Genomic DNA, 26,113 nt, shown 5'->3' on the forward strand with positions numbered 1-26,113 from the left:
CGACCCTCGGCTACGACGTCACCCTCACCCCCAGAACCGCGTGAAAGGTCACCATCCCTTTCCAAGTAGATCCACCGGGCCCGGAAGCCCGGTCTGCAGGCCGACCAGCAGGAGGGCGCCCGATCAGAGGCGGGAGACGCGCAGGTCGCGCAGGTGGAGGCGGTCGCCCGCGGCCATGCCGTCGGTGCGCACGCGGAGCACCGCGCAGACCGCCCACTCCGGCGCGGGGAGGGAGTAGGCGTCGTCGAGCCGGACTCCGGCGAAGGAGTCGCGGGCCGAGACGTCGGTCACCGAGTACCAGTCCCGCCCCAGGCCGTCGGCCCGTCGCGCCGTCGAGAAGCCGAGATCGATCGCGACGGATCCGGAGCCCTCGTAGAGCGCGTCCAGCGACGCGAGCACCCGCGCTCCCGCGGCGATCGGCACGAAGAGGTGGACCGCGCCGGAGCCCGACCCGTCCTCGACTGCGAGCGCGCGGAGCCCCGCGATCGGCGAGTCCCCCGCCGCGACGGACGCCCCGCCCTCCGCCGTCCAGTCGTCGGCGAGCACCGAGCGCGAGCCGTGCGGGTCGAGCACGCCGCGGATCCGCTCGGCCGCGTGGAACCGCAGCGCGGTCGAGGGCAGCGCGGAGGTGTCCGAGATCGTCAAGACGCCGTCACCGCGCGCCAGGAAGGGCAGCCGCGAATTGCCGCCCTGGAACTGCCCGCCCCGGACGACGGCCCGCTGGCCCCCTGCCCCGGAGAACTGGATCAGTCCGCGCTCGGCGTCACCGTCGACCTCCTTCCGAGCCCGGACGAGGAAGCGGCAGTCGGTGAGCGAGAGCAGGGCGCCCCAGCCGTCCAGCTCGAACCAGCCGTGGTTGTCGGGGACCTGCATCTCGAAGTGGCAGTGCGAGAAGTGGGCCTGTCCACGCGAGATCGTGACCGCGCGGCCCTGGTTCGTCGAGAAGGTGTCGAACGAGCACTGGTCGACGAAGAACTCCTGGTCGCCGTGGATCTGGAGCGCGCTCTCGGTGTTGCTGGTGAGGTCGCAGCCCTGGAACGCGATGCGCTCGCCCGAATCGACGGCGTCCTCGACCGCCACGACTCCCACGCGGTTCCCCTGGAACGAGCACGAGCGGAACTCGAGCAGATAGGCGTGCGACCCGAGCTCGACCGCCGTGTCGAAGCTGCGCGCGACGACGTTCGCGAACGAGAGGTAGGCGGGCTTCGGTCCGGGTTCGCGCAGGTGGGACGGTGCGCTCACGGCGATGCCGGTGTTCGAGCCGTTGCCGATCAGGTGCAGATCGCTCAGCACGGTCTGGTGCTGGCGGGTGTAGCCCGCGGCGGAGGACTGCAGCACGGGGCCGACGGTCTGCAGCGCAGGGCCCGTGCCGACGTAGCGGATCTCGCAGCGACCCTCGATGCTCACCCGGGCGTCCCAGGAGAGCGTCTCGTCGACGACGAAGCTCCCACCGGGCGCGGTGACGACGGCGTGGTGCTCGGCCGGGTCGACCCCGTCCTCCGGCACGGCGGCAGCCGCCAGCGCCGCCTGCCAGGCAGCGGTGTCGCGCGCGGCTCCCGCGGGGAGCGACTCGTCGAGGTGGTCGTGCACGTCGACGATGCGGGACGTGCCGGCGGGACGGCTGATCACCTGGACCGGCGCCGGTCCGGTCCGGCCGGTGAGCGCACCCGCGGCCGCTCCCGCGCCCGCACCGAGCAGGACGCCCGCCCCGGAGGCGAGCAGGAGGCGCCGGGAGTCGGAGGCGGGCGGGCGTGCTCCGGAAGCGCTCATGCGTCGTACCCCTCGACTCGGCGATCGTGCTGGGGCCGTCCCCCGTGCTGCGGCCCTCCCACTGTAGGAGCAGGGCCTGACGGTCTCCCGCCGCCGGATGCACTCAGGCTGAGGGGCGGCGCAGCCGCTCCCAGAGCGCGTCGACCTGGCTCAGGGTCTCCTCCAGAGTTCCGGAGGCGTCGATCACGGCGTCCGCGAGGGCCAGGCGGTCCTCGTCGCTCGCCTGCGCGCCGACGCGAGCGCGGGCGTCGGCCTCGGTCATGCCGCGCAGGTCGATGAGGCGCTCGACGCGCGTCTCCTGCGGGGCGTGGACGACGATCACCTCGTCGAACTCCCCCGCCCCGCGCGACTCGGCCAGAAGCGGGACGTCGTAGACGACGATCGCCGCGGGGTCGGCGGCGGCCGCCGCGGCGAACAGCTCCTGCGAGCGGAGCGACACCGCCGGGTGGGTGATCGCGTTGAGGTCCTCGCGGGCGGCGGAGTCGGAGAAGACGATCGCGCCGAGCGCCGCCCGGTCGAGCGAGCCGTCGGCGCGCAGGGTCTCCGGGCCGAACCGCTCGACGATCGCGGCCAGCGCGGGCTCCCCCGGCTCGACCACCTCGCGGGCGAGCCGGTCGGCGTCGACGACGACGGCTCCGAGCTCGGCGAGACGGCGGGCGACGGTGGACTTGCCCGAGGCGATGCCTCCGGTGAGGGCTGCGAGATGCACCCGGCAAGCCTAACGAGCGGCGCAGTGGACCGGACGGGGGTGGATCTCGATACGCCCGCTCCGCGGGCTACTCGATCAGCATGAGAGGGCAGTGCGGGCTTGTCGGTCACCAGGGATGCAGTGGGCGGCTCCACGCATGCTGGTCGAGTAGCCGCGCAGCGGCATATCGAGACCCGCGCCGTCCGCTCCCGCTGCAACGCCGAACGGCCGGCCCCCGAGGGGACCGGCCGTTCGTCGTGGTGGTGATGCTGCAATCAGTTGTTCGAGGACAGCTTCTCGCGCAGAGCGGCGAGCGACTCGTCGTCGGCGAGGGTTCCGCCGCCGGCAGCCGACTCGGTGTTGGTGAAGCCGCCGCCGACCGAGACGCCCTCGGAGACCGTGGCGGCCTCCTCCTGCGACTTGGCGACCTGGGCCTTGTGGGCCTCCCAGCGAGCCTGAGCAGCGGCGTACTCCTGCTCCCAGGCCTCGCGCTGGGACTCGAAGCCCTCGCGCCACTCGTTGGTCTCCGGGTCGAAGCCGTCGGGGTACTTGTAGTTCCCCTGGTCGTCGTACTCGGTGGCCATGCCGTAGAGCGCCGGGTCGAACTCGGTGCCCTCGGGGTCGACGTTCTCGTTCGCCTGCTTGAGCGAGAGCGAGATGCGACGACGGTCGAGGTCGATGTCGATGACCTTGACGAAGACCTCTTCACCGACCGACACGACCTGCTCGGCGAGCTCGACGTGCTTGCCCGAGAGCTCGGAGATGTGGACGAGGCCCTCGATGCCGTCCGCGACGCGGACGAAGGCACCGAACGGGACCAGCTTCGTGACCTTGCCCGGGGCGACCTGACCGATCGCGTGGGTGCGGGCGAAGACCTGCCACGGGTCCTCCTGCGTCGCCTTGAGCGAGAGCGACACGCGCTCGCGGTCGAGGTCGACCTCGAGGATCTCGACGGTGACCTCCTGGCCCACCTCGACGACCTCGGAGGCGTGCTCGATGTGCTTCCAGGAGAGCTCGGAGACGTGGACGAGACCGTCGACGCCGCCGAGGTCGACGAACGCACCGAAGTTGACGATCGAGGACACGACGCCCTTGCGGACCTGACCCTTGTGCAGGTTGTTCAGGAACGTGGTGCGGCTCTCGGACTGCGTCTGCTCGAGGAGCGCGCGACGCGACAGGACCACGTTGTTGCGGTTCTTGTCGAGCTCGAGGATCTTCGCCTCGATCTCCTGGCCGAGGTACGGCGTGAGGTCGCGGACGCGGCGCAGCTCGATGAGCGAGGCCGGGAGGAAGCCGCGGAGGCCGATGTCGACGATGAGCCCGCCCTTGACAACCTCGATGACCGAACCGGTGACGACACCGTCGGACTCCTTGATCTTCTCGACGTCGCCCCACGCACGCTCGTACTGCGCGCGCTTCTTGGAGAGGATCAGGCGACCCTCCTTGTCCTCCTTCTGCAGGACGAGGGCTTCGACGCTGTCGCCCACGTTGACGACCTCGGAGGGGTCGACGTCGTGCTTGATGGAGAGCTCACGCGAGGGGATGACGCCCTCGGTCTTGTAACCGACGTCGAGGAGGACCTCGTCGCGGTCGATCTTCACGACGGTGCCTTCGATGAGGTCTCCGTCGTTGAAGAACTTCAGAGTCTTTTCGACCGCGGCAAGAAAGTCTTCAGCAGACCCGATGTCGTTGATCGCGACCTGCTTGGTTGCCTTTTCGGTCGTTGCGGTTGTCATTAAGGGATGCTCCAGGATGGATGGGTATCGGGCGGCGGGCACCGACACGCCCGAGGGCGTGTCGCGGTGGTGACCACTGCGGAGGTGATGGGGATGCCGTGACCGGGAGGAGCTCGAGAGCCCGGACCGTGATCCCGGATCTCCAGCGCACCGTGGGCACGGCGGCGCCACGAATGTGACGTTCCAGACTATCGAACCGACCGGGGTGAGAGCAATCTCGAGGGGCCCCGTTCCGCGTGTCCTGGCGGGTTCCGTCGGTCGGCAGCCGCCCGACGGAGGTCAGGCCCCGGCGCCGAGGCTCGCGCGGAGGGTATCGAGCCCGACACCGCCGAGATCGAGGGCGCGGCGGTGGAACGATGCGAGCGAGAAGTCCGCCCCGTCGCGCGCGCTCGCCTCGTCCCGCAGCTCCTCCCAGATCCGCTGGCCGATCTTGTAGGAGGGCGCCTGGCCGGGCCAGCCGAGGTAGCGGTTGACCTCGAAGCGGACGAAGGCGTCGTCCATGGTGACGTTCGCGCGCAGGAAGGCGAGGGCGGACCCGGCCGTCCAGACGTCCGAGGAGCCGGGCATCCGCTTCTGCAGGTGCACGCCGATGTCGATGACGACGCGGGCGGCGCGCATCCGCTGCCCGTCGAGCATCCCGAGGCGGTCGGCCGGGTCGTCCAGGTAGCCGAAGCGCTCCATCAGCCGCTCGGCGTAGAGGGCCCAGCCCTCGGCGTGCCCGGAGCTGCCGGCGAGCTGGCGGCGCCAGGTGTTGAGGCTCGCGCGGTTGTAGACGGCCTGACCCACCTGCAGGTGGTGACCGGGGACGCCCTCGTGGTAGACGGTCGTCAGCTCGCGCCAGGTGGCGAACTCGGTGACGCCCGGCGGGACGGACCACCACATCCGGCCGGGGCGGGAGAAGTCGTCGCTCGGGCCGGTGTAGTAGATGCCGCCCTCCTGGGTCGGCGCGATGCGGCACTCGAGGCGGCGGAGCTCGTCCGGGATGTCGAAGGCGGTGCCCGCGAGCTCGCTCACGGCCCGGTCGCTGGTCTCCTGCATCCAGCGCTGCAGCGCGTCGACGCCGTGCAGGGTGCGGGCGGGGTCGGTGTCGAGGTGCGCGATCGCCTCGGCGACACTCGCGCCGGGCAGGATCTCGCGGGCGATCGCCTCCTGCTCGGCGGTCATCCGCGCGAGCTCGTCGATCCCCCACTCGTAGGTCTCGTCGAGGTCGACCACAGCGCCGAGGAAGCGGCGCGACTGCAGCGCGTAGTGCTCGCGGCCCACCGCGTCCTGCTCCGTCGCGGCCGGGGCGAGCTCGGTGCGGAGGAACCGCGCCAGGCCGCCGTAGGCCGCAGAGGCGCGATGGGCGCCCTCCTCGAGCCGCAGCGAGAGGGATGCGGGCAGTGATCCGGTGGCCGGAGCCGCATCGGCGGCCAGGGCCGCGAAGAACCCCCGCGGACCGGCGATCGTCTCGGCCTGCTCGGCGACGAGGCCGACCTGGCGGCGCGCCGGCGTCACCCCGGCGCCGATGCCAGCGCGGAGGGTCTCCGCGTAGCCGGCGAGGGCGGCCGGGACCGCGAGGAGCCGCTCCGCCACGTCCTCCCAGTCGCTCACGGAGTCGGTCGGCATCAGGTCGAAGACGTCGCGCAGCTCCTGAGCGGGCGAGGCGATCACGTTCAGATCGCGGAGCGGCAGCTGCGCCGCGTGCGCCTCGAGCGACAGCCGCAGGTCCGCCCCCAGATCGGCGACCGTCACCGCGTCGACCGCGTCGACCGGCTCGGCGGACTCGAGCTCGGCCAGCGCGGCGGCCGTCGCCGCCCGCGCCCGCTCCACGCCCTCCGGCGACAGGTCGCCGAGTCGGCGGTTCGCCTCGGCGCGGCCGATCGAGGTGCCGAGGGTGGGCTCGAGCTCGACGAGGGTGTCGACCCAGCGCTCGGCGACGAGGTCGACGACGGTGGGCTCGCGGGAGATGTCGGAGGTCATGCCTTCGAGCCTAGCCAGCGGTCCGGAACGGCCCGGGCCGGCGGGCGCCGCGCGACGTCAGTGCGCCGCGACGTCCCAGTCGGAACCGTGGCCGACCTGCACCTCGAGCGGGACGGAGAGATCGACCGCGCCGGCCATCCGCGCGCGGACGACCTCCTCGAGCACGTCCTCCTCGCCGGGGGCCACGTCGAAGATCAGCTCGTCGTGCACCTGGAGCAGCATCCGCGACTCCAGGCCCTTCTCGCCGATGTCGGCCTGGACCCCGATCATCGCGATCTTCATGATGTCGGCGGCCGAGCCCTGGATCGGCGAGTTCAGCGCGGCGCGCTCCGCGTTGTCGCGGAGGACGCGGTTGCCGCTCTGGAGGTCGGGGAAGGGGCGGCGGCGACCGAAGATCGTCTCGGTGTAGCCGGTCTCCCGCGCCTGCTCGACGACCGTGCGGAGGTAGTCGCGGACCGCGCCGAAGCGGACGAAGTAGTCGGTCATCAGCTGCTTGGCCTCGTTGCTGGAGATGCGCAGCTGCTTGGAGAGGCCGAAGGCGCTCAGTCCGTAGGCGAGCCCGTAGGACATCGCCTTGACCTTGTTGCGCATCGCCGAGGTGACGTCAGACGGCTCGACGCCGAAGATCCGCGCGCCGACGAAGCGGTGCAGGTCCTCGCCGCTGTGGAAGGCCTCGATCAGGCCGGCGTCGCCGGAGAGGTGCGCCATGATCCGCATCTCGATCTGCGAGTAGTCGGCGGTGATCAGGGTGCTCGCCTGCTCGCCGTGCACGAACGCGGTGCGGATGCGGCGCCCGACCTCGCTGCGGACCGGGATGTTCTGCAGGTTCGGGTCGTTCGACGAGATCCGCCCGGTCGCGGTGCCGGTCTGGTCGTAGCTGGTGTGGATCCGGCCGTCGGCGGTGACCGACTTCTCCAGCGTCTCGATGATCTGCTTGAGCTTGGTCGCGTCGCGGTGCTCGAGCAGGAGACCGAGGAACGGGTGCGGGTGCGACTCCTGCAGGTCCGCCAGGGCGGACGCGTCGGTCGTGTAGCCGGTCTTCGTCGCGCGGGTGCGCGGCATCGCCAGCTCCTCGAAGAGGACCTGCTGCAGCTGCTTGGGCGAGCCGAGGTTCATCTCGTGCCCGATCTCGGCGAAGGCGCGGTTCGCGAGTTCCACCGAGGTGGCGGTGAGCTCGCCGCGCAGGCGCGCGAGGACCTCGGCGTCGATCGCGACGCCGGTGAGCTCCATCGTCGCGAGCACCTGCACGATCGGCAGCTCGATGTCGACGAGCACCGAGAGCATGCCCTCGCCGAGCAGCTCGGTCTGCACGCCGACCAGGCGGTGCGCGTACCAGGCCTCGGTCGCGGGACCGATCGGCGGGGCGGTCGGGACGAGCTGGTTCGGGTCGCCCTGGATCATCGCCTCGTCGAGGTACTGCTGGACCTGGGCCGGCAGCGTCGCCGCGTGACCGGTGGGCTGCAGGAGCCACGCCGCGATGCGGGTGTCGAAGGCGAGTCCGGCCACCGGGAGCCCGGCCCGGCGCAGCGCCTTGACCTGCGGCTTGGCGTCGGCGAAGTACTTGGGGGCGTCGCTCGCGAGCCACTCCTCGAGCGCTGTGTAGTCGGGCCGGCCGGCGGCCCAGGGCACGAAGGCCGACTCCGCCTCGACCGACAGGCCGATGCCCTCGAGGCCGCCCTCGCCGAGCTGCACCTGCACGGCGACGGGCACGGTGCCGTTCGCGGAGACGCGGGCGAGCCAGTGCGCGAGCTCCTCGTCGACCAGGTTCCGCACGGCCGGGGCCGCGGTGACGACGGTGTCGCCCGCCAGTGCCTCCGCCGCACCCTCGACGCCCTCGTCGGCGGCGATCGTGAGCACGCGCTCCTGGAGCGTCCTGAACTCGAGCCGGCTGAAGATCTCGCGGACCGCGTCCGGGTCGATCGGACGGCGGTCGAGGTCGGCCGGACCGAGCGGCAGCTCGACGTCGGTGATCAGGCGGTTGAGCCGGCGGTTGCGGAGCGCGTTCTCCTTCTGCTCGCGCAGCTTCTCGCCGACGACGCCCTTGATCTCGTCCGCGTGGGCGATGATGTCCGCGACGGTGCCGTACTGGTTGACCCACTTGGCGGCCGTCTTCGGGCCGACCTTGTCGACGCCGGGCAGGTTGTCGCTGGTCTCGCCGACGAGCGCCGCGATCTCGGGGTACTGGTGCGGTTCGACGCCGTACTTCTCGAAGACCTTGTCGCGGTCGTAGCGGGTGAGCTGCGAGACGCCCTGGGTCGACGGGTAGAGCAGGGTGACGTCGGGCGTCACCAGCTGAATGGTGTCGCGGTCTCCCGAGACGACCAGCACTCGGAAGCCCGCCTCTGCGCCCTGGCGGGCGAGCGTGGCGAGGATGTCGTCGGCCTCGAAGTCCTCCTTCGAGACGGTGCGGATGTTCATCGCGTGCAGGGCCTCCTCGAGGAGGGGGACCTGGCCCTTGAACTCGGGCGGGGTCTCGCCGCGGGTGCCCTTGTACTCCGGGTACTCGCGGGTGCGGAACGAGTAGCGGGAGATGTCGAAGGCGACGCCGAGGTGCGTCGGCTTCTCGTTCTTCAGCAGCAGGATCAGCATCGACAGGAAGCCGTGGATGGCGTTCGTGTGCTGCCCGTCGCGGGTCTGGAAGCTGTCGACCGGGAGGGCGTAGAACGCCCGGAACGCGAGCGAATGACCGTCGATGAGCAGGAGGGTAGGCTGTTCCGGATCTGACACAGGGCAAGACTACACAGCGCCTCCGACACCGGTTCGGGCCCGGTCCCGCCCGTCGGCGGAGGGCCTCCGGGAGGCCCAGCACGAGGAGCACCGTGACCGAATACGCCCCCGCCGCCGCGACCGCCGCCCCCTGGGTCCGCCCGCCCGTCCTCGATCTCGAGGCGCACATCGGGCGCGGCATGGGCGAGCTCGCCGAGCGGATGGGCATCGTCTGGCACGAGCTCACCCCGGAGCACTCGGTCGCGTCGATGCCCGTCGAGGGCAACCGCCAGCCGGTCGGCATCCTGCACGGCGGCGCGCACGTCGTCCTCGCCGAGTCGATGGGCTCGATCGCCGCGAACGTGCACGCCGGCGCGGGACGCCTCGCGATGGGCATCGAGCTGAACGCGAGCCACAGCCGCTCGATCACCCACGGCCACGTGATCGCCACCTGCGACGCCATCCACCTCGGCTCCACCCTCACCACCCATGAGATCGTCGTCCGCGACGAGCAGGGCCGCCGCCTCAGCACGGTCCGCATCACGAACATCCTCCGCGACGCGCGCTGACCGCTCCGCTCAGTCCGCACCGGGGACGACGGCGACGACGACGGAGCCGAGCACGAGGACCGTGCCCGCCGCCGCGACGAGGGGCTTCGGCGAGCCCACGGCGACCGCCAGGAGCGCCCCCGCGAGACCGACCGTCACCTCCGCCGAGCACGCGACGACCATCGGTCGCGCCGCCGTGCGCTCCAGCAGCCACGAGTCCTCGACGGCCGGGAAGGCTCGGGGCAGGAGCGCGAGGAGGGAGACGACGACCGGGAGGACCACCAGCGGCGGTGTCCGCCCCAGCTCCGGCAGGCAGGCGCCCAGCATGAGCTCGAGCACGACGGTCGCCGTGACGAGCAGCAGTCCGAGCCTGGACCGGGACGCGCGCCGGGTCGGCTGCCGTGATCGGTTCGCAGGGCGCAACGATCGACTCCCTCCTCTGCGGACGGGTCCTGCACCCGCGCCTCGTCCGTTCTAGCGGCGGCCCGCCTCGGCGGTACCGCCCTGTCGCCGGACGTGAGCTGAATGGCGCGGGCCGCCCGCGGGCCGGCGGACGACGGGCTCCGCAAGGGTGTGCCCGCGCGGCGGACCCCGGCCGCGCAAGCACGACGGGCGACTCGGGCTCGAGGCCCGCGGACGAGGTTCAGCTCAGCGCTCGCGAGGCCGTGAGCGCGAAGGCCGTCCCGAGCACGAGCACGAGCCCGGCGGCGACGAAGGACGGCACGGGCGACCCGACGGCGGCCGACATCGTCCAGCCGATCAGTGCAATGCCGAGCTCTGCGGCGAACACTGCGCGCGTCGGTCGCTGGGCGGAGCGCTCGAGGAGGCGCGACCCCTCGACGAGCGGAATCATCCGCGGAACGAGAGCCAGGAGAACGAGCAGGAGAGGGAAGGGCACCTCCACTGCGCCTCCCCAGGATCCGGAAGGCGGAGCGTCGACGACGAGGAGAACAGCGAGCGCCACGGCGAGAACGAGGATCCCCGCTCTCGATCGGGGCAGGCCCCACGGCGACGAGGAGCGAGTCGAAGTCGGATCCATCTGCTCATTCCTTGCAGGGCTCGAAGGGCGTGATGCCACTACCGCGCGGAGGGAGTGGCGGATCGGCCGTCGGCACTGTCGCATCGATCACCGACCGTGCGCCGCACCCGACCTGCGTACTTTGTAGCAAGGTCAGGCACGCGGAGAGACAGCTGTCGCTCCGCGCCGGTCCTCGCGCGACGAGGACCGCGAGAGGCGACGAGGACGAGCGCGCTCTCGGTGGAGATGCGGGAAGCCGGCCTTCGTCCGACACGAGACGGACCGACTGCTCGACGTCGCCCGCGGAGCGCGCCGCGGAGCGCGCCGCGGCAGGTCCGCAAGCCCCCGCCGTGGCGGGGCGGGCGACCTAGGCTCGGGGCGTGACCTTCCGCGATCTGCTGCGCTCCCTGCCGTCCATGCCCTCCGAGTTGCCCGACTTCGATGCGGAGGCGGCTCCGGCCGATCCGGTCGAGCTGTTCGGGCAGTGGCTGGAGGCGGCGAAGGACGCCGGCCAGCTCCTCCCCCACGGCGCGACGCTGTCGACCGCCGACGCCGACGGGACCGTCTCGGCGCGGGTGCTCGTGCTGCGCGACATCGACGACGCCGGCTGGGCGTTCTCGACCCACGCCTCCAGCCCCAAGGGGCGGGCGATGGCGGCGAATCCGCACGCCGCGCTGACCTTCTTCTGGCCGGTGCAGGGCCGGCAGGTCCGGGTGGAGGGCCGCGTCGAGCGCGCGTCCGTCGAGGAGTCGAAGAAGGACTTCCAGCGGCGCTCCGAGGCGGCGCGCACGGCACTGCTGGTCGGCCGGCAGAGCGAGCCGATGAAACGCGCCGAGGACTTCGACCTGGTGACGCTGCAGACCGGCGTCGCCGTCGCCTGCTCCCCCGCGACGCTCGACCGCGACTGGGCCGTCTACCGCGTCGTGCCCGAGCGGATCGAGTTCTGGCAGGGCTCGACCAGGGCGGAGCAGGACCACACCCGCCTGCTGTACAGCGCACCCGGGGCGGGAACGACGGAGGCGGGCGGCTCCCCGTGGGAGCGCACCCGCCTCTGGCCGTGACGGCGCGGCCCTCGGGCCGCCGCCGCCCTACTTCTTGGGGCTGAGCTGCTCGATGATCGCCTGGGCGACGTCGTGCATGGTGAGGCGGCGGTCCATCGACGCCTTCTGGATCCAGCGGAACGCCTCGGGCTCGGAGAGGCCCATCTTCTCGTTGAGCAGGCCCTTGGCCCGGTCGACGAGCTTGCGGGTCTCGAAGCGCTCGACCATGTCTGCGACCTCGGCCTCGAGGGTGAGGATCTGGGCGTAGCGGGAGAGGGCGATCTCGATCGCCGGCAGCAGGTCGTTCGGCGTGAACGGCTTGACCACGTAGGCCAGCGCGCCGGCCTCGCTCGCGCGCTCGACCAGCTCCTTCTGGCTGAAGGCGGTCAGCAGGACGACGGGGGCGATGTGCGCCTTCGAGAGGCGCTCGGCGGCGGAGATGCCGTCGAGCTGGGGCATCTTCACGTCCATGATCACCAGATCGGGGCGCAGCTCGGTGGCGAGGGCCACGGCCGTCTCGCCGTCGCCCGCCTCACCGACGACCTCGAAGCCGTTGTCGCGGAGGATCTCCACGATGTCCATGCGGATGAGCGATTCGTCCTCTGCGACGACGACCCGACGGGGTGCGGTCTGCGGAGTTTCCTGGTCTGTCACGCCGAAGAGCCTACGGTATTCTCGACAGGCTCGTGATGAGCCGGTGTGGCGGAATGGCAGACGCGGGGCACTCAAAATGCTCTGTCCGAGAGGGCTTGTGGGTTCGAGTCCCACCACCGGTACCGCAGGCGCCCCGCGCGCGTCGCCACTTCGCTAGCGTCGTCGGATGGACGATTCCTCGGCGGCCTGGCCGCTCTTCTCCCTCGTGCTGCGCACGCCGCGCCTCGAGCTGCACCCGGTCCGCGACGCCGATCTGCCGGCCCTCGCCGCGGCCGCCGTCGCCGGGATCCACGAACCCGGCCGATCGCCGTTCCCCGCGGCCTGGGCCGAGGCGCCCGCCGAGCAGCTGCCCGCCGATCTCGCCCGCTACCAGTGGTCGCTCCGTGCGGCGACGCGGCCGGACTCCTGGCGCGTGGCCTTCGCGATCGTCGAGGACGGCGCGGTGATCGGCTGCCAGGACCTGCTCGCCGACGAGTTCGCGGCGCGGCGCACCGTCTCCTCCGGCTCGTGGCTCACGCGCGCGGCGCAGGGGCGCGGTCTCGGCCGGGAGATGCGGGCGGCGGCCCTGCTGCTCGCCTTCGACCACCTCGGTGCGGAGGTGGCGGAGAGCAGCGCGCTGGCCTGGAACACGGCGTCGATCCGGGTGTCGACCGGGCTCGGCTACGAGCCCAACGGCACCCAGCGCACGGTCGGCGCCGACGGAGTGGCGGTCGAGGAGATCCGGTTCCGCGTCACGCCCGACACCTTCCGCCGCCCGGAGTGGGCGCTCGAGGTGTCCGGCCTCGAGGCGGCCCGTGCGCTCCTGATCGCCGAGCCGGCGGCGGACTCCTAGCGAGAGACCGACCGCGCCGAGGCGCTCAGAACTCCGCGAGGCTCCCGCGCAGGCCGCCCCCGGGGTACTCCCGCCGCAGGATCCCGCGGCGGCGCAGGATCGGCACCAGCTCGTCGAGCATCCGGTGCAGCGTCACCGGGTGGAAGTCGCCGGAGAACGCGACGCCGTCGTTGTCCGCGTCGTCGCCGAGCTCCTGGACGAAGTCGGCGACCTCCTCCGCGGTGCCCACCACTCCGCTGCGGCCGGCGATCAGGCCGAGCCGGGCCTTCGCGGTGAGCAGGGCGCGCAGCGGAGCGTCCTCGTCGGCACCGCCGTAGAGGCCGGCGATGCTGCCGCGCGAGACGTGCTCGCCGAAGACCGCCGGGTCGACCGGGCGGTCGAGGTCGAGCGCGGTCAGGTCCGTCTCGAGGTCGCTCGACCAGGCGGCCGCGGCGGTGAGCAGCGCCGCGTCGTCGGGGTGCGCGGAGGCGTCGACGAGGCGCTGCGCCTCCTCCCGGCTCGAGACGATGATCGGCTTGAAGACGAAGAGGATGGTGAGGTCGTCGGGGTTCCGGCCGTGCGCGGCGGCCGCGGCGCGGGCCCGCTCGCGGTAGGCGCGGACCGTCGCGGTGTCGAGCGAGGCGAGGGCCAGCTGGATCTCGGACTGCGCGCCGGCGAAGTCGATGCCGCGCGGCGAGCCGCCGGGCGAGACGATGACCGGCTCGCCCGGGCCGGCGGCGGCCGAGGAGGACCCGGTGCCGAACGGCAGCGCGTTCAGCGGGCCGTCGAAGGAGTAGTGCGTCCCGCGGTGCTGCATGGCGCGCAGCCGGTCGCCGTCGGCGAAACGGCCGGTCGCCTCGTCCTGGATCAGCGCGCCGTCGTCCCAGCTGCGCCAGAGCTCGCGCAGGGAGTCGAGCCACTCGTGCGCGCGGTCGTAGGCGCCGTCGTGCGGGAGCGGCTCGAGGCCGAAGTGCCGGCTGCTGCCGACGTCGGTGACGACGTTGAGCCCGAGCCGGCCGCCGCTGAGGTGCTGCAGCGTGGCGAACTGGCGCGCCGCCTGATACGGGCTGTAGGCCATCGGGTTCACGGTCGGCGCGACGCCGAGGTGCTGCGTCGCCTCGAAGAGCGACGGCGCCAGCAGCAGCGGGTCGTGCTTGGGTCCGCCGTAGGCCCGGCGGATCCGGAGATCGAGGGTGCTCGCGTTCCCGAGCGACAGCGCGTCCTCGATGATGACGAGGTCGAAGCCGGCCTGCTCGAGCTCGCGGGCGCTGCGCCGGTAGACCTCCGCCGTCGTCCAGGAGTGGTCCCACTCCCAGCCGGGCTGCCCCCAGGCCTGCGGCCCGAAGCCCCGGGAGAGGAACCAGGCGAAGTGCTGCGGCCGGCTCACGACGCCTCCGCCAGCACCAGCGGCCGGACGGCCGCGGCGCGCAGCCCGAGCTCGAGGTCGGCGAGGAGGTCCTCGACGTCCTCGATGCCGATGGAGAGCCGCAGCAGACCGGGGCCGATCCCCGCGGCCTCGAGCTGCTCGGCGGTGCGGCCGACGTGCGTGGTCGAGGCCGGGTGCAGCACGAGCGAGCGGACGTCACCGAGGTGGGTCATCCGGGTGAAGAGGCCGAGCGCGTCCGAGAAGCGGCGCGCCGCCTCCTCGCCGCCGTGCAGCGTGAAGGAGAAGACCGAGCCCTGCCCGCGCGGCAGCAGGCGGCGGGCGAGCGCGTGCGAGGGGCTGGAGGCGAGTCCGCTGTAGTCGACGCTCGCGACCTCGGGCCGCTCCTCCAGCCAGCGCGCGACGGCGAGGGCGCTGCGCGACTGGTGGCGGACGCGCAGCGACAGCGTCTCGAGGCCCTGCTCGAGCAGGAAGGCGGTGAGCGGCGAGACGGTCGGCCCCATCCGGCCGGCGACGACGTGGCGGGCGTAGTCGGCGAAGGCGCGCTCGGGATCGCCGCCGCGCTCGATCGCGGCGGCGAGGTGCGGATAGTGCGGCCTTCGCCACTCGAAGCGGCCGCCGTCCACGATCACCCCGGCGATGACGGCGCCGTGCCCGGCCAGGAACTTGCTCGCCGAGTGCACGACGATGTCGGCTCCGTGCTCGAGCGGGCGGAGGAGGTACGGGGTGGCGAAGGTGTTGTCGACGACCACGGGGACGCCGGCGCGGTGCGCGACCTCGGCGACGAGCCGGACGTCCACCACGTCGTTGCGCGGATTCGGGATCGACTCGATCAGGACGGCGCGGGTGCGCGGAGTGATCGCGGCGGCCCAGGCGAGCGGATCGTCGGCGTCCTCGACGAACGTGGCGCCGACGCCGAGGCGGGCGAGGTTCTCCAGCAGGAGGTTGCGGGTGCCCTCGTAGAGGCTCGCGGCGGCGACCACGTGATCGCCCGCGGAGGCGAGCGCGAGCAGGGCGACCGAGACGGCCGCCTGGCCGCTGCCGACCACGAGCGCGTCGACGCCGCCCTCGAGGGCGGCGAGGCGGCGCTCGACGGCGTCGGTGGTCGGGTTGCCGACCCGCGTGTAGGTGTAGCCGTCCGCGCCGGCGAAGCGGTCGCGCGCCTCGTCGAAGGAGTCGAAGCTGAAGCCGGCCGTGAGGTAGATCGGGGTGCGCCGCGCGTGCAGCGCGTCCTCGACCGCTCCGGCGTGCAGCTGCCGGGTCGAGAAGCCCCAGCCGTCCTCGCTCGCGTGCCCGTGCCGTGCCATGATCCGCCTCCCTCGTGCCCGCCCTCCGGCAGTGGGCACCACCGTGGCAGAGGAGGAGGGCGGCGCGTCCGGCCGTTACCCGGCGTTACGCCCGAGCCGCCGGAGCGTCACCAGAACATCGTCCCGGGCGCGCCCTTGAACGGTCCGACCACGCGGGAGGTGATCCAGCCGCCGTAGAAGTCACCCGGCTGCGGCTGCACGGTCTCGCCGTCGACGGTGCAGGAGTCCATCCGCCCCGGGTAGAGCGCGACCGTGTCGACGAGCTGCTCGAAGCCCGGCATCGGCTCCGGGTAGATCCAGCCGGCCGCCTCGGCGACCGCTCCGCCGCCGCGGACCGTCAGGTAGGAGGCCGCGCCCTTGAACTCGCAGATGCTGCGACCGGGGGCGGGCTCGAGCGCGCCCTCCGCGAACGCGCTGCGCGGCAGGTAGTAGACGGGCGGGTGGCTGGTCTCGAGGACGCGGAACGCCTCCCGGGTGTCAGCGACGACGACGCCGCCGAGCCGGACCACGACGTGCTCGGCGGTCGGCTCGACCCTGGGCGGTCGCGGGTAGTCCCAGACGGATTCCTGTCCCTCGGCGGGGGGTGTGCGCTTCATCCGGCCCACGCTACGCGGGCGGGCGGCGGCGCCTCTCCCGCTCCCAGGCGATGCGCGGCCGGGCACGTCGGAGGTCCGCGGATCACCGCCGGGACGGCACGGGGTCGCCGCGGTCGCGTAACGTCGACCTTGCGCCGGAATCCCGAGACCGCGCGCAGAAGGATTACACGCGTGCCCGAAGAATGCATCCACGGTCTGGACATCGCTCTCTGCGACGTCTGCTCCCCCGCCAAGCTCCCCGAGCCGCAGGGCCGCACCCGGGCTCCGGTGCGCGTGCCCGGGACGTCCCGTGCGGCCACCGCGCGCGCCGCCGCCCGCGGCACCGCCCGCGAGAAGCCGCTCCCCCAGGTGGACATCACCGCGCAGCGCATCTACCACGTGACCCACCTCGACAACCTCGAGGCGATCGTCGCCGCCGGCGCCGTCCTGGCCGACCAGAACCTCGAGGGCCGCCCCGCGGTCGACGTCAGCGCCGAGACGACCCGCGAGCACCGCCGCGCGGTCCAGGTCAAGGACGGCGTCAGCGTCGCCGGCTACGTCCCGTTCTTCCTCTCCCCCGACGCCGCGCTCTGGGCCGACCTCCGCGGCGACCGCGTGCTCCCGCACTGGTCCCCCCGCGCGCACACCACCACCGCGTCGCAGTTCGTCGTCCTGGTCGGCTCGCTGTCCTCCGCGCCCGTGCTGAGCGACGGCGACGCGTCGCACGTGCTCACCCGCTTCACCGAGGGCGACGCCCTCGTGCGCACCTTCGCGCGGCTCCTCGTCGACGAGCCCGCGCTGCGCAGCGCCGAGGCGCTCGTGCCGGACCGCTTCCCGATCGAGGAGATCGCCGTCGTCGGCGTGCCGTCGGTCACCATGAAGAACAAGGTCAAGGCGATGTTCGAGAACAGCGGGGCCACTCCCCGCGTCGCGGTCTACCCGCCCTGGTTCCACCCGGTCGCCGAAGAGGAGTGACGCGTCGGAGTGATGCGGCGGAGCCGGCCGGAGCGGTCGGCTCCTACGCCCCCTCGAGCAGGTCGAGCCGGTCGGCGAGGTAGCGCTCGAGCGGCATGAGGCCCTGCTCGCCGAGGCCGGGTGCCCAGCGGACCACCACCCGGTCGCCGCGGAGCGACAGCGGCTCCTGACCGGCGGCGAGGCTCTCGGCGTCGATCGCCAGGCGGCGCCAGCCGTGGTTGACGATCTCGCCCTCCTGGAAGGGTCCGTCGAAGGCGGCCTTCCGGATCTCCCGGCGCGCCTCCTGCGACTCCGACTGGTTGTTGGCGTGCAGCGGCGCGACGGAGCGGGTGACCGAGCCGGTCGCGAAGACGTCGCCGTCGTGCCCGAGCAGCAGGACGCCGAGTCGCCAGGCCCGGGTGACCGGGGCCATCACGGGCGCGCGGCGGAAGCCGAGGATCGCGCGCGGCCGGCGGAGCTCGGCGAGGGCCTGATCGGGCACACCGCGGAGCTCGAGCTCGACGACGGTCTGCGCGAGCAGCTCCTGCAGCGCGGCGGCAGCGCTCGTCGCCTCGTCCGATGCCGTCATCGACCGCGCTCCCGTCCGCTCCCCTGCGCGCGACCGCGTCCGGCCGCCTCCACCAGCCTAGGACGGCTGACGGCGGTAGCGAGCCGGGGTCCGGAGACGCCGACGGCGCGCCCGCCCCGGAGGGTGGACGCGCCGTCGGGGCGGATCAGATCGCCGAGGCGAGGACCTCGTCGAGCTTCGCGGAGGCCTCCTCGTCGGTGGCCTTCAGCGCGAGCGAGAGCTCCGAGACCAGGATCTGGCGGGCCTTCAGCAGCATGCGCTTCTCGCCGGCCGAGACTCCGCCGGCCTGCTCGCGGCGCCAGAGGTCGCGGACGACCTCGCTGACGCGGTAGACGCTGCCGCTCGCCATCTTCTCCTGGTTGGCCTTGAACCGGCGCGACCAGTTGCTGGCCTCCTCGGCCACGTCGCTGCGAAGCACGTCGTAGACGGCCTGCACGCCGGCGTCGTCGATGATCTCGCGGACCCCCACGAGCTCGGCGTTCTCGACGGGCAGGGTGATCGTGAGCTCGCTGGTGTGCACGTTCATCGTCATGAACGTCTTCTCGACGCCCTTGACCGAGCGCTTCTCGAGCCCGGTGATCGTCACCGCTCCGTGGTGCGGGTAGACCAGGGTCTCGCCGACCTCGAATGTCATCATGTCGTGCCTTTCATCGTGGGGCGTGGTGGGAGGGAGGAGGAGTCCGGGGCCCGCAGCGGCGCGTCAGCCAGCCAGGGCGGGAGGAGCGCGACGAGCTGCTCGACGAGCTCCTCGTCGGTGCCGTCGAGGCCGCCCGCGAGCCAGGCGCCGACCACGGCGAGCACGCCGCCGGCCGCGAAGGTCGCCGTCAGCTCGGGGTCGACGCCGGCGGGGGCGTCGACGCGAGCGAGCACCTCGCGGTGGAGGGCGAGCACGGTGTCGAGGACGGCGTCGTCCGAGGCGACCCGGGCCGAGGCGCGGGCGCGGAGCCGGGCGTGGAAGGCGTGCCGGTCGACCAGCCGGTCGACGAGACGGACGTAGCCGCGTCGGAGCGCGCGGGCGCCGGTGCGGTCCGCGGGGTCGGGAGCGGCGACGTCCGCGACGACGAGGTCCTCGCGGAGGAGGGCGGAGGCGACGGCCGCCGCGTCCTCGAAGTGCGAGTAGAACGAGCTGCGGCTGATGCCGGCCTCGCGGACGATGTCGCTGACCGCGATGCCCTCGGCACGGCCGCCGTCGGTCTGCATGACGAGCCGCTCGACCGCGTCGAAGACCCGGCGGCGGGTGCGGCGCGTGCGCGGATCGGCCGACGCGGGCCCCGGGGTGACGGGTGCCTCCACTCCGTGCGGAGAGGCGGCTCGAGCGGAAGACATCTCCGGCAGTCTACCACTTCCCGGACAGGTGTTCGGAAAACCCGGCGAACTGGTGGGCCGGTCGGCTCCGGCTCGCGAGAAGTGGTTCGGCCCGCGGGATCCGGTGGATCCGTCGTGCCCGACGCGTTTCAGCGAGCCGGAGGCGTGCGCGGCTGCTCGCGCCATCACCTGTGGCACTCGGAACCGACTTCGGCACGCGGGGACGAGCTGGTCCGACGTGCCCGACGTGATTCCGCGAGCCGAACGGGTACGCGGCCACTCGCCGCACCACCTCCGGCTCGCGAAACCGGCTTCGGCGCGCGGGAACGCGCCGATCCGACGTGCCGGACGTGATTCTGCGAGCCGATCGGGCAGTCGGCTGCTCCGCGCGCCACCTCCGGCTCGCGAAACCGGCTTCGGCACGCGGGAACGAGCGGATCCGGCATGCCGGGAGCGATTCCGCGAGCCGGAGGTGCGCGGAATGGGCCGCGGCAGAACGGCGGAGTCCGAGCCCGGGTCAGCTCGCGGCGGTGCGCGTCGCGGCGAGGCGGCCGAGGCGGGTGCGCGCGGCGCGCTCACTGGGCGAGACGCGGCCGAGGTAGAGCTCGAGGGAGCGCATCAGCAGGCGGGTCGCGGTGATCGCGGGCCACCACGGGCGGCGGAGGCCGAGGAGGCGGCGCACCTCGGGCGACAGGGAGGCGGTGGCACCGGCGAAGAGCAGGGGGTAGATCACGCCGGCCTCCCCGGGGAGCTTCACCGTCCGGAGGAACTCGACCGCCTCGTGCACCCGCTCGTCCGGACGCAGCTCGCCTGCGAACCCGGCCAGCTGCTCGCGCAGCTCGGCGACGCTCTCGGGCGGGTTCTCGACCCCGAGCAGGCGGCCCGATGCGGCCCACTCGCGGACGTAGGCGTCGGCGCCGCCCGGGATCGGGCCGCCCCACAGCTCGTGCGCGCCGAGGAAGGCGTCGGTGAAGGCGTCGTGCACCCAGAGCAGCAGCCGCGGATCCTGGGCCGAGTAGTGCCGCTCGACGTCGGCGGCGTCCTGGTAGGTGCCGACGATCCGCTCGTGCACTCCGGTCACCCAGCGGGCGGCTCCGGAGGCGGTGGCGGTGTCGCCGAAGCTGGTGGTGAGCACCCAGCGCACGGTGTTGTCGAGGCGGCCCATCGGGTCCTCGCGGTAGCGGGAGTGGTCGTGCACGCCGGCCATCGCGCCCGCGTGCAGCGTCTGCATCAGCAGGGCGCGGACGCCGGCGACCATCGTCGGCATCGCGCCGTTGACCGCCCAGACGGCGCTGCCGGGGCCGAACAGTCCCGCGTCGTCGCCCGTCTCGAGGGCGGCGACCCAGTCGGGGCGGGGGCGGGGACGGCGTCGACTCATCCATCGAGTCTGCGCTCGGATCCTGGGTGCGACCGTCTCTTCCCTCACTCCGCCAGGGGTGCTACAGGGCATGAGGCACCCGGGCCGCCGGGCTCGTCCGAGGTCCTCGGATCACGCCAGGAGGTGCCGGCCCGCCTCACTCCCCCAGCAGCTCCCGCAGGTCGTCGGCGGTGAGCGCCTGCGCGAACAGCTCGCCCTCGTCGAGCACGGCGGTGCTCAACCGAGCCTTCCGCTCCTTCAGCCGGACGATCTTCTCCTCGATCGTGTCCTTCGCCACCAGCCGGTAGACGTTGACCCGGCGCTCCTGGCCGATCCGGTGTGCGCGGTCCACCGCCTGGGCCTCGGCGGCGGGGTTCCACCAGGGGTCGAGGATGAAGACGTGGTCGGCCTCGGTCAGCGTGAGCCCGGTGCCGCCCGCCTTCAGGCTGATCAGGAACACCGGCGCGGCTCCGGAGCGGAACTCCTCGATCACCGCACCCCGGTCGCGGGTGGAGCCGTCGAGCTGCACGAACGGGATCCCCCGCCGCCGCAGCCGCTCGGCCGCCCGCTCGAGGTACGAGGTGAAGGTGCTGAAGACGAGCGCCCGGCGCCCCTCGGCCAGCACGTCGTCGAGCTGCTCGATCAGCGCGTCGAGCTTGGCCGAGGGCACGTGCCGGTACGCGGGATCGACCAGCGAGGCGTCGAGGGCGAGCAGCCGGAGCAGCGTGAGCGAGCGGAACACGGTGAAGCGCTGGCGGTCGAGGTCGTCGACGAGCCCGAGGAGCTTCCGCCGCTCGCGCTGCAGGTAGCCGTCGTAGAGCACGCGGTGACTCGGGGCGAGGGTGACCTCGAGGGTCTGCTCCTGCTTCTCGGGCAGCTCGGGCGCCACCGCCTCCTTCGTCCGGCGCAGCAGGAACGGGCGGATCCGGCGGCGCAGCCTCTCGAGGCGCCGCCGCGCACCCTCGGAGTGCGAGACCGTGCGCCCCGCCGACAGGTCCGGCGAGACGATGCCGACCGGCTCGTCCGCGTGCAGGATCGGGCGGGTGAACTCCTCGCGGAAGCGCCGCAGCGACGGCAGGAGACCGGGCGCGGTCAGCGCGAGGACCGCCCACAGCTCGTCGAGCGAGTTCTCGAGCGGCGTGCCGGTGAGGGCGAGGGTGATCGGCGCCCCGACGCCGCGGGCGGCCCGGTGCGCCTGCGAGGACGGGTTCTTCACGAACTGCGCCTCGTCGAGGACGAGGGCCGACCACTCCCGCTCGGCCCACTGCTCGCCGGCCAGGCGGAGCACCGCGTAGCTGGTGACCACGACGTCGAGATCGGCCGGCAGGGCGGCGAGGGTGTCGCCGCGCCCGTCCCGGGTGCTGGTCACCGCCGCGATCCGGAGGGAGGGGGCGAAGCGCGCCGCCTCCGAGAGCCAGCCGGGCAGCACCGAGGTCGGCGCGACCACGAGGAAGGGCGCGGCGCGGACTCCGGCGGCGCGCGCCTCCTCCACCGCCTGCAGCATCATCGCGAGGGTCTGCAGCGTCTTGCCCAGCCCCATGTCGTCGGCGAGGATCCCGCCGAGCCCATGGCGGCGGCGGTGCACGAGCCAGGAGTAGCCCTCGCGCTGGTACGAGCGCAGCTCGCCGGTGAGGCCGGCCGGCGGCTCGACGTCGACCGGCGCACCCGCGGCCAGCGCGTTCTCGAGCACGTCCTTCCAGGCGTCGGAGGCGGTACTCGCGTCGGCGAGCTCGTCCAGCTCCTCCCAGAGCGCGGTCTGGTGCCGGCCGATCCGCGGGCCGGTCTCCCACTCCTCCAGCTCGTCGGCGCGCTGCAGCAGCTCGCGGAGCCGATCGAGGCCGGGATGCGCGAGCGAGAGGTAGGAGTGGTCGACGAGCCGGATCCGGTCGCCGCCGTTCGCGAGCGCGCGGAACAGCGGGCCGAAGGGGACGCTCGCGTCGCCGATCGTGACGACGACGCCGAGGTCGAACCAGTCGGCGCTCTCGGTGTCGGCCGCGGTGAGAGTGAGCGTGAGCGGTCCGTTGAGCAGCCGGTAGTCGGGCTGCTTCCCCTCGCGCTCGACACGCACGCCGCCGACGCCCTCGAGGAGCGGCAGCTGCTCGACGACGAAGACCGCCGCCGCCGCGCCGCGCAGGACCGCCGGCCGGTCGACGTCGGGGACGACGTCCGACTGCGCGGCCGCCAGGACGGTCCGGGCGCGGCGGAGGATCGAGTCCTCGAGCGCGTGGTCGCCGCCCCCGTCGAGCTCGCGCGCCCGGTCGGCGCTGCGCCGCCAGTGGAAGCCGACGCGGACGACGCGGCGCGGCTCGAACGAGACGGTGCAGACCAGCCGGGGCGGCTCGGGCTCGTCGAGCTCCATCCCGGCGTCCGCGCCGCGCACAGCGACTCGGCCGCGCAGGGTCGGCAGGTGCTCCGCCAGGAACTCGGCGACGTCCTCCGCCGGGATGCCCGTCGGCTCGGGATGGCGGAGCAGCCGCAGCTCCTCCTCGTCGAGCGGCTGCGGGGTCGGCGCGAGCAGCAGCGCGGTCGGGTCGCCGGCCTCCACCAGGTAGACGCCGTGCCGGGCGATGGGCCTCGCGGCCTCGAGCGGGCGCTCGCCGGCGTCGAGCCGGAGGACGGGTGTGAGATCTAGGGCGCCGGCCAGCTCGGAGGCGACCAGGGCGACGTGCGCGGAGGCGGAGCGCGCGAGAGCACCCGTGCCGGTGGTCAGCAGCGGGATGCGCAGGCCCTCCGCCTGCTCGAGCAGCCGCCAGAGCAGCGGGCTCTCGTAGTCGTCGAGGTGGATCCAGTCCGGGTCCTGGCCGAGGTGCACGGTGCGGGTGGCCCGGTGCAGCGCGGCGAACTCGGCGAACCAGCGCTGATGCGCCGGATCCAGCGAGAGCCGGTGGGTCTGGAAGTTGAGCGACTTCCAGGTGAGGGTCGTCCGGTTCCAGGCGCCGCCGCGGCCGGGCACGACCGGGCGGGTGGCGAGGCGGTGGTCGTCGCGCTCGGCGGGGTCGTAGGTCGCGGCGGTGACGCGCTCGCTCGTCGGCGCGCGCCACGGGTCGTCGGCGCGCCGGACCAGGCGGCGCAGCTCGAACTGCAGGCCGATCGGCGTGAGGGTCGGAGTCGGCTCTCCGGGCTCGCCGCCACTCAGCTCGCCCACGCGGGCGCGCCAGGAGGCGGCGGACTTCTCGGGAGGCATCGCCCCATGCTGTCACGCCGGTCCGACACCGATCCCGCGTCGGTGCGGCGCCGGTCCCCGCGCCGGCCCGGGTCAGCGGCAGAATCGGAGGATGAGCAGCAACGACTCCCCCGAGCCCACCGTCCTCGCGATCGGCAGCGACGAGCTGCGCGTGGCGCTGACGACCGCGGGCGCCGAGATGACCTCCCTCCGCGACACCGAGAACCGCGAGTACCTCTGGCAGGCCGGCCCCGAGTGGCGCCGGCACGCTCCCGTGCTCTTCCCGATCATCGGGCGGCTGCCGGGCGACACCCTGCACCACGACGGCCGCGACTTTCCGATGGGCCAGCACGGCTTCGCGCGCGACCGCGTCTTCGAGCTGGCCGGCGTCGGTGGCGACGAGGCCGTCTTCCGGCTGCGCAGCGACGACGCGACCCGCGCGGTGTTCCCCTTCGACTGGTCGCTGCTGATCGCCTACGCGGTGACCGGATCGACGCTGCGGATCACGCAGACCGTCGAGAACCGCGGCACGGAGCCGCTCGGCGCCTCGGTCGGCAACCACCCGGCGTTCGCCCTGCCGCTGCCCGGCGCGACCGGTGAGCACCGGATCCGCTTCGCGCAGCCCGAGCCGGAGGGCTTCCGCCGGGCTCCCGAGAACCTGCTCGTCGCCGAGCGCCACCCGGCACCGCTCGAGGACGGCGTGCTCACGGTGGACGACACGCACTTCGAGGAGGGCGTGCTGATCTTCGACGAGCCCCGCCGCCGCACGCTGACGCTCGAGGCCGACGGCGCGCGCTCGATCGCGGTCGACAGCGGCGACTTCGACGTCGTCGGCGTCTGGAAGCCGGTCGGCGCGCCGTTCGTCTGCATCGAGCCGTGGCGGAGCGTGCCGACGCCGGAGGGCTGGGACGGCGACATCGTCGACAAGCCGCGGCAGTTCGTGCTCGCCCCGGGCGAGCAGCGCGCCTTCTCCTACAGCATCACGCTCAGCTGAGGCTCCTCGCGCTGCAGCTGCGCGTCGAGGAGCTCGAAGCGGCGGATGATCAGGCCTTCGCGGGTCGCCCACGGGCAGATCACGAGCGTCTCGACGTGCAGCGCCTCCATGGCCGCCTCGGCGACGAGCGCGCCGGCCAGCAGCTGCGGGGCGCGGAGCGTGGAGACACCGGGCAGCGCCGAGCGGTCGGCCGCGCTGATCGCGGCGAGGCGGGAGGACCAGAGCCGCAGGTCGACGAGGTGCAGCTCGCGGCGGGCGAGCGGGCCCGCGGCGCTGGGAGCGGCGCCGGCGATCCGGGCCAGGGAGCGGAAGGTCTTCGAGGTGCCGGCCACGAGGTCGGGGGTGCCGAGGGCGAGGAAGGCGCGGACGGGTTCGGCGAGCACCTCGCGGGCGTGCCGGCGGGCGGCCTTGACGCTCGTGGCGGAGGCGGGGTCGCCGTCGAGGAGGTCGCGGGTGACGCGGCCGGCTCCGAGCGGCACCGAGACGGCGAGCTCGGGCACCTCGTCGACGCCCATCGACAGCTCGAAGGAGCCGCCGCCGATGTCGAGGTCGAGGATCGAGCCGGCGCCCCAGCCGAACCAGCGGCGCACGGCGAGGAAGGTCGCGGACGCCTCGGCCTCGCCGCCGAGCTCCTGGAGGTGCACGCCGGTCTCGGTGCGGACGCGCTCGAGCACCGCGGCGCCGTTGCCGGCCTCGCGGATCGCGGAGGTGGCGAAGGCGAGCAGGTCCTCCGCGCGGTGGCGGCGGGCGACCTCGTGCGCCTCGGCGACGAAGGAGATCAGCTCGCGCTGCCCCTCCTCCGTGATGTCGCCGGCGGCGTCGAGGTACGCGACCAGCGCGAGGCTGCGCTTGTGCGACCGGTACGGCACGGGCCGCGCCCCCGGGTGCGCATCGACGAGCAGCAGATGGACCGTGTTGGAGCCGATGTCGAGCACGCCGAGTCGCATGCCCCCACGCTAGCGCGGCCCGCAGCCGCCCCCGGACCGGCGGCGACGCCCCCGAGGATCGCACCGCATCGTCGGGCGCGAGCATGCCGCTCGAGCAGCCCGCGGAGCGGGCGCATCGAGATCCACCCGCGCCCGAACGAGTCTGCAGACCCGCCCTGCTGCCAACGCCGGGTCTCGATACGCCGCCACGCGGCTACTCGACCAGCATGGAAGGCACGGCCCTCTGGTGGGGCCACTGCGCATGCTCGGCCGGGGTGGTCTGGAGCGGCTCGCGCCCCGAAGGGGCCGCGGCCCTTGCACCCGACGCGCTGGCGGGCGTGGGTCTCGATACGCCGCTGCGCGGCTACTCGACCAGCATGGACGCGCGGCTGCTCGACCAGCAGGAGCGGAAGCACCCACCCCCGCTCCGGAGCGTGGCGCCCCGGAGGGGTCGCCACCCCTGCAGACCGGCCGCCGCTCCGCAGGGTCACGGGCGATCCGCGTGCCAGCGGATCGTCGTACCCGGAACGCGACCGGCCCTTGCCGACGCGACCCCCCAAGAAGCCGACCGCCGACGGACGACGAGGAACGAGGAGTCCGTCGCAGAAGGGCCCGGCCGCGCTAGC

General features: G+C 73.3%; 22 protein-coding genes and 1 tRNA gene. 6 read left to right on the forward strand and 17 right to left on the reverse strand.

What is annotated here, in order from left to right; genetic code table 11:
* Positions 1 to 123 precede the first annotated feature (123 nt).
* The 5 genes from MT351_RS14065 to polA all read right to left on the reverse strand — a co-directional run bounded on the left by MT351_RS14065 (position 124) and on the right by polA (position 8,883).
* On the reverse strand, positions 124 to 1,770 hold the full coding sequence (locus MT351_RS14065) for a hypothetical protein (protein WP_132436248.1): 1,647 nt from the start codon (positions 1,768 to 1,770) through the stop codon (positions 124 to 126).
* A gap of 103 nt (positions 1,771 to 1,873) precedes the next feature.
* Complete coding sequence (gene coaE, locus MT351_RS14070) at positions 1,874 to 2,479, reverse strand: dephospho-CoA kinase (RefSeq protein WP_123735799.1); 606 nt, start codon at positions 2,477 to 2,479, stop codon at positions 1,874 to 1,876.
* A 254-nt stretch (positions 2,480 to 2,733) separates the two neighbouring features.
* Positions 2,734 to 4,194, reverse strand: coding sequence for a 30S ribosomal protein S1 (gene rpsA / locus MT351_RS14075; protein WP_123446259.1), 1,461 nt, complete (start codon positions 4,192 to 4,194; stop codon positions 2,734 to 2,736).
* Between the two features lie 279 nt (positions 4,195 to 4,473).
* On the reverse strand, positions 4,474 to 6,156 hold the full coding sequence (locus MT351_RS14080) for a DUF885 domain-containing protein (RefSeq protein WP_243582451.1): 1,683 nt from the start codon (positions 6,154 to 6,156) through the stop codon (positions 4,474 to 4,476).
* 57 nt (positions 6,157 to 6,213) lie between these two features.
* Positions 6,214 to 8,883: a DNA polymerase I gene (gene polA / locus MT351_RS14085; RefSeq protein ID WP_243582452.1), complete on the reverse strand. Its 2,670-nt coding sequence runs from the start codon at positions 8,881 to 8,883 to the stop codon at positions 6,214 to 6,216.
* A 92-nt stretch (positions 8,884 to 8,975) separates the two neighbouring features.
* Between polA and MT351_RS14090 the strand changes: the two genes are divergently transcribed.
* Complete coding sequence (locus MT351_RS14090) at positions 8,976 to 9,431, forward strand: PaaI family thioesterase (protein ID WP_374204775.1); 456 nt, start codon at positions 8,976 to 8,978, stop codon at positions 9,429 to 9,431.
* Between the two features lie 9 nt (positions 9,432 to 9,440).
* Here the strand turns inward: MT351_RS14090 and MT351_RS14095 are convergent, their stop codons facing one another.
* Together MT351_RS14095 and MT351_RS14100 are read right to left on the reverse strand one after the other, a co-directional pair.
* Positions 9,441 to 9,749 (reverse strand): hypothetical protein, encoded by a 309-nt coding sequence (locus MT351_RS14095; protein ID WP_132436251.1) that lies wholly within the window; start codon positions 9,747 to 9,749, stop codon positions 9,441 to 9,443.
* Between the two features lie 304 nt (positions 9,750 to 10,053).
* Positions 10,054 to 10,263: a hypothetical protein gene (locus tag MT351_RS14100; RefSeq protein WP_243582454.1), complete on the reverse strand. Its 210-nt coding sequence runs from the start codon at positions 10,261 to 10,263 to the stop codon at positions 10,054 to 10,056.
* Positions 10,264 to 10,808: 545 nt separating this feature from the next.
* Between MT351_RS14100 and MT351_RS14105 the strand changes: the two genes are divergently transcribed.
* Entirely contained in the window at positions 10,809 to 11,489 is a 681-nt protein-coding gene (locus MT351_RS14105) for a pyridoxal 5'-phosphate synthase (protein ID WP_243582456.1), read from the forward strand.
* Between the two features lie 27 nt (positions 11,490 to 11,516).
* Here the strand turns inward: MT351_RS14105 and MT351_RS14110 are convergent, their stop codons facing one another.
* The gene (locus tag MT351_RS14110) at positions 11,517 to 12,122 is read right to left on the reverse strand and encodes an ANTAR domain-containing response regulator (RefSeq protein WP_123446252.1); all 606 of its coding nucleotides are present in this window, start codon (positions 12,120 to 12,122) and stop codon (positions 11,517 to 11,519) included.
* A gap of 39 nt (positions 12,123 to 12,161) precedes the next feature.
* Between MT351_RS14110 and MT351_RS14115 the strand changes: the two genes are divergently transcribed.
* Both MT351_RS14115 and MT351_RS14120 read left to right on the forward strand, forming a co-directional pair.
* Positions 12,162 to 12,244, forward strand: a tRNA-Leu gene (locus MT351_RS14115).
* Positions 12,245 to 12,288: 44 nt separating this feature from the next.
* Positions 12,289 to 12,954, forward strand: coding sequence for a GNAT family N-acetyltransferase (locus tag MT351_RS14120; RefSeq protein ID WP_243582458.1), 666 nt, complete (start codon positions 12,289 to 12,291; stop codon positions 12,952 to 12,954).
* Between the two features lie 25 nt (positions 12,955 to 12,979).
* On the opposite strand, the gene MT351_RS14125 is transcribed toward MT351_RS14120, so the two are convergent.
* The 3 genes from MT351_RS14125 to MT351_RS14135 all read right to left on the reverse strand — a co-directional run bounded on the left by MT351_RS14125 (position 12,980) and on the right by MT351_RS14135 (position 16,220).
* Positions 12,980 to 14,320 carry an LLM class flavin-dependent oxidoreductase gene (locus MT351_RS14125; protein WP_243582460.1) on the reverse strand — a complete coding sequence of 447 codons (1,341 nt, stop codon included), beginning with the start codon at positions 14,318 to 14,320 and terminating at the stop codon, positions 12,980 to 12,982.
* Positions 14,317 to 15,624 carry an O-acetylhomoserine aminocarboxypropyltransferase/cysteine synthase family protein gene (locus MT351_RS14130; RefSeq protein ID WP_243582462.1) on the reverse strand — a complete coding sequence of 436 codons (1,308 nt, stop codon included), beginning with the start codon at positions 15,622 to 15,624 and terminating at the stop codon, positions 14,317 to 14,319. Before MT351_RS14130 ends, MT351_RS14125 begins: the two co-directional genes overlap by 4 nt.
* Positions 15,625 to 15,731: 107 nt before the next feature.
* The gene (locus MT351_RS14135; RefSeq protein WP_243582464.1) at positions 15,732 to 16,220 is read right to left on the reverse strand and encodes a DUF427 domain-containing protein; all 489 of its coding nucleotides are present in this window, start codon (positions 16,218 to 16,220) and stop codon (positions 15,732 to 15,734) included.
* Positions 16,221 to 16,391: 171 nt separating this feature from the next.
* On the opposite strand from MT351_RS14135, the gene MT351_RS14140 reads away from it, so the two are divergent.
* Positions 16,392 to 17,174, forward strand: a complete 783-nt coding sequence (locus MT351_RS14140; protein ID WP_243582466.1) for a DarT ssDNA thymidine ADP-ribosyltransferase family protein — start codon at positions 16,392 to 16,394, stop codon at positions 17,172 to 17,174.
* A gap of 43 nt (positions 17,175 to 17,217) precedes the next feature.
* Here the strand turns inward: MT351_RS14140 and MT351_RS14145 are convergent, their stop codons facing one another.
* The 5 genes from MT351_RS14145 to MT351_RS14165 form a co-directional block, all read right to left on the reverse strand.
* The gene (locus tag MT351_RS14145) at positions 17,218 to 17,742 is read right to left on the reverse strand and encodes a hypothetical protein (RefSeq protein WP_123735810.1); all 525 of its coding nucleotides are present in this window, start codon (positions 17,740 to 17,742) and stop codon (positions 17,218 to 17,220) included.
* A 145-nt stretch (positions 17,743 to 17,887) separates the two neighbouring features.
* Positions 17,888 to 18,376 (reverse strand): CarD family transcriptional regulator, encoded by a 489-nt coding sequence (locus MT351_RS14150; RefSeq protein WP_123446565.1) that lies wholly within the window; start codon positions 18,374 to 18,376, stop codon positions 17,888 to 17,890.
* Positions 18,376 to 19,068, reverse strand: coding sequence for a TetR/AcrR family transcriptional regulator (locus tag MT351_RS14155; RefSeq protein ID WP_123446246.1), 693 nt, complete (start codon positions 19,066 to 19,068; stop codon positions 18,376 to 18,378). Before MT351_RS14155 ends, MT351_RS14150 begins: the two co-directional genes overlap by 1 nt.
* Positions 19,069 to 19,564: 496 nt before the next feature.
* Positions 19,565 to 20,425, reverse strand: coding sequence for an oxygenase MpaB family protein (locus MT351_RS14160; protein WP_243582467.1), 861 nt, complete (start codon positions 20,423 to 20,425; stop codon positions 19,565 to 19,567).
* A 136-nt stretch (positions 20,426 to 20,561) separates the two neighbouring features.
* Positions 20,562 to 23,588: a DEAD/DEAH box helicase gene (locus MT351_RS14165; protein ID WP_243582468.1), complete on the reverse strand. Its 3,027-nt coding sequence runs from the start codon at positions 23,586 to 23,588 to the stop codon at positions 20,562 to 20,564.
* A gap of 91 nt (positions 23,589 to 23,679) precedes the next feature.
* On the opposite strand from MT351_RS14165, the gene MT351_RS14170 reads away from it, so the two are divergent.
* Positions 23,680 to 24,561: an aldose 1-epimerase family protein gene (locus MT351_RS14170; RefSeq protein ID WP_243582469.1), complete on the forward strand. Its 882-nt coding sequence runs from the start codon at positions 23,680 to 23,682 to the stop codon at positions 24,559 to 24,561.
* On the opposite strand, the gene MT351_RS14175 is transcribed toward MT351_RS14170, so the two are convergent.
* Positions 24,540 to 25,508 carry a Ppx/GppA phosphatase family protein gene (locus tag MT351_RS14175; RefSeq protein WP_127886888.1) on the reverse strand — a complete coding sequence of 323 codons (969 nt, stop codon included), beginning with the start codon at positions 25,506 to 25,508 and terminating at the stop codon, positions 24,540 to 24,542. The genes MT351_RS14170 and MT351_RS14175 overlap by 22 nt on opposite strands.
* Between the last annotated feature and the right edge of the window lie 605 nt (positions 25,509 to 26,113).

The sequence above is a fragment of the Rathayibacter sp. VKM Ac-2926 genome (assembly GCF_022815565.1).
Taxonomy (GTDB): domain Bacteria; phylum Actinomycetota; class Actinomycetes; order Actinomycetales; family Microbacteriaceae; genus Rathayibacter; species Rathayibacter festucae.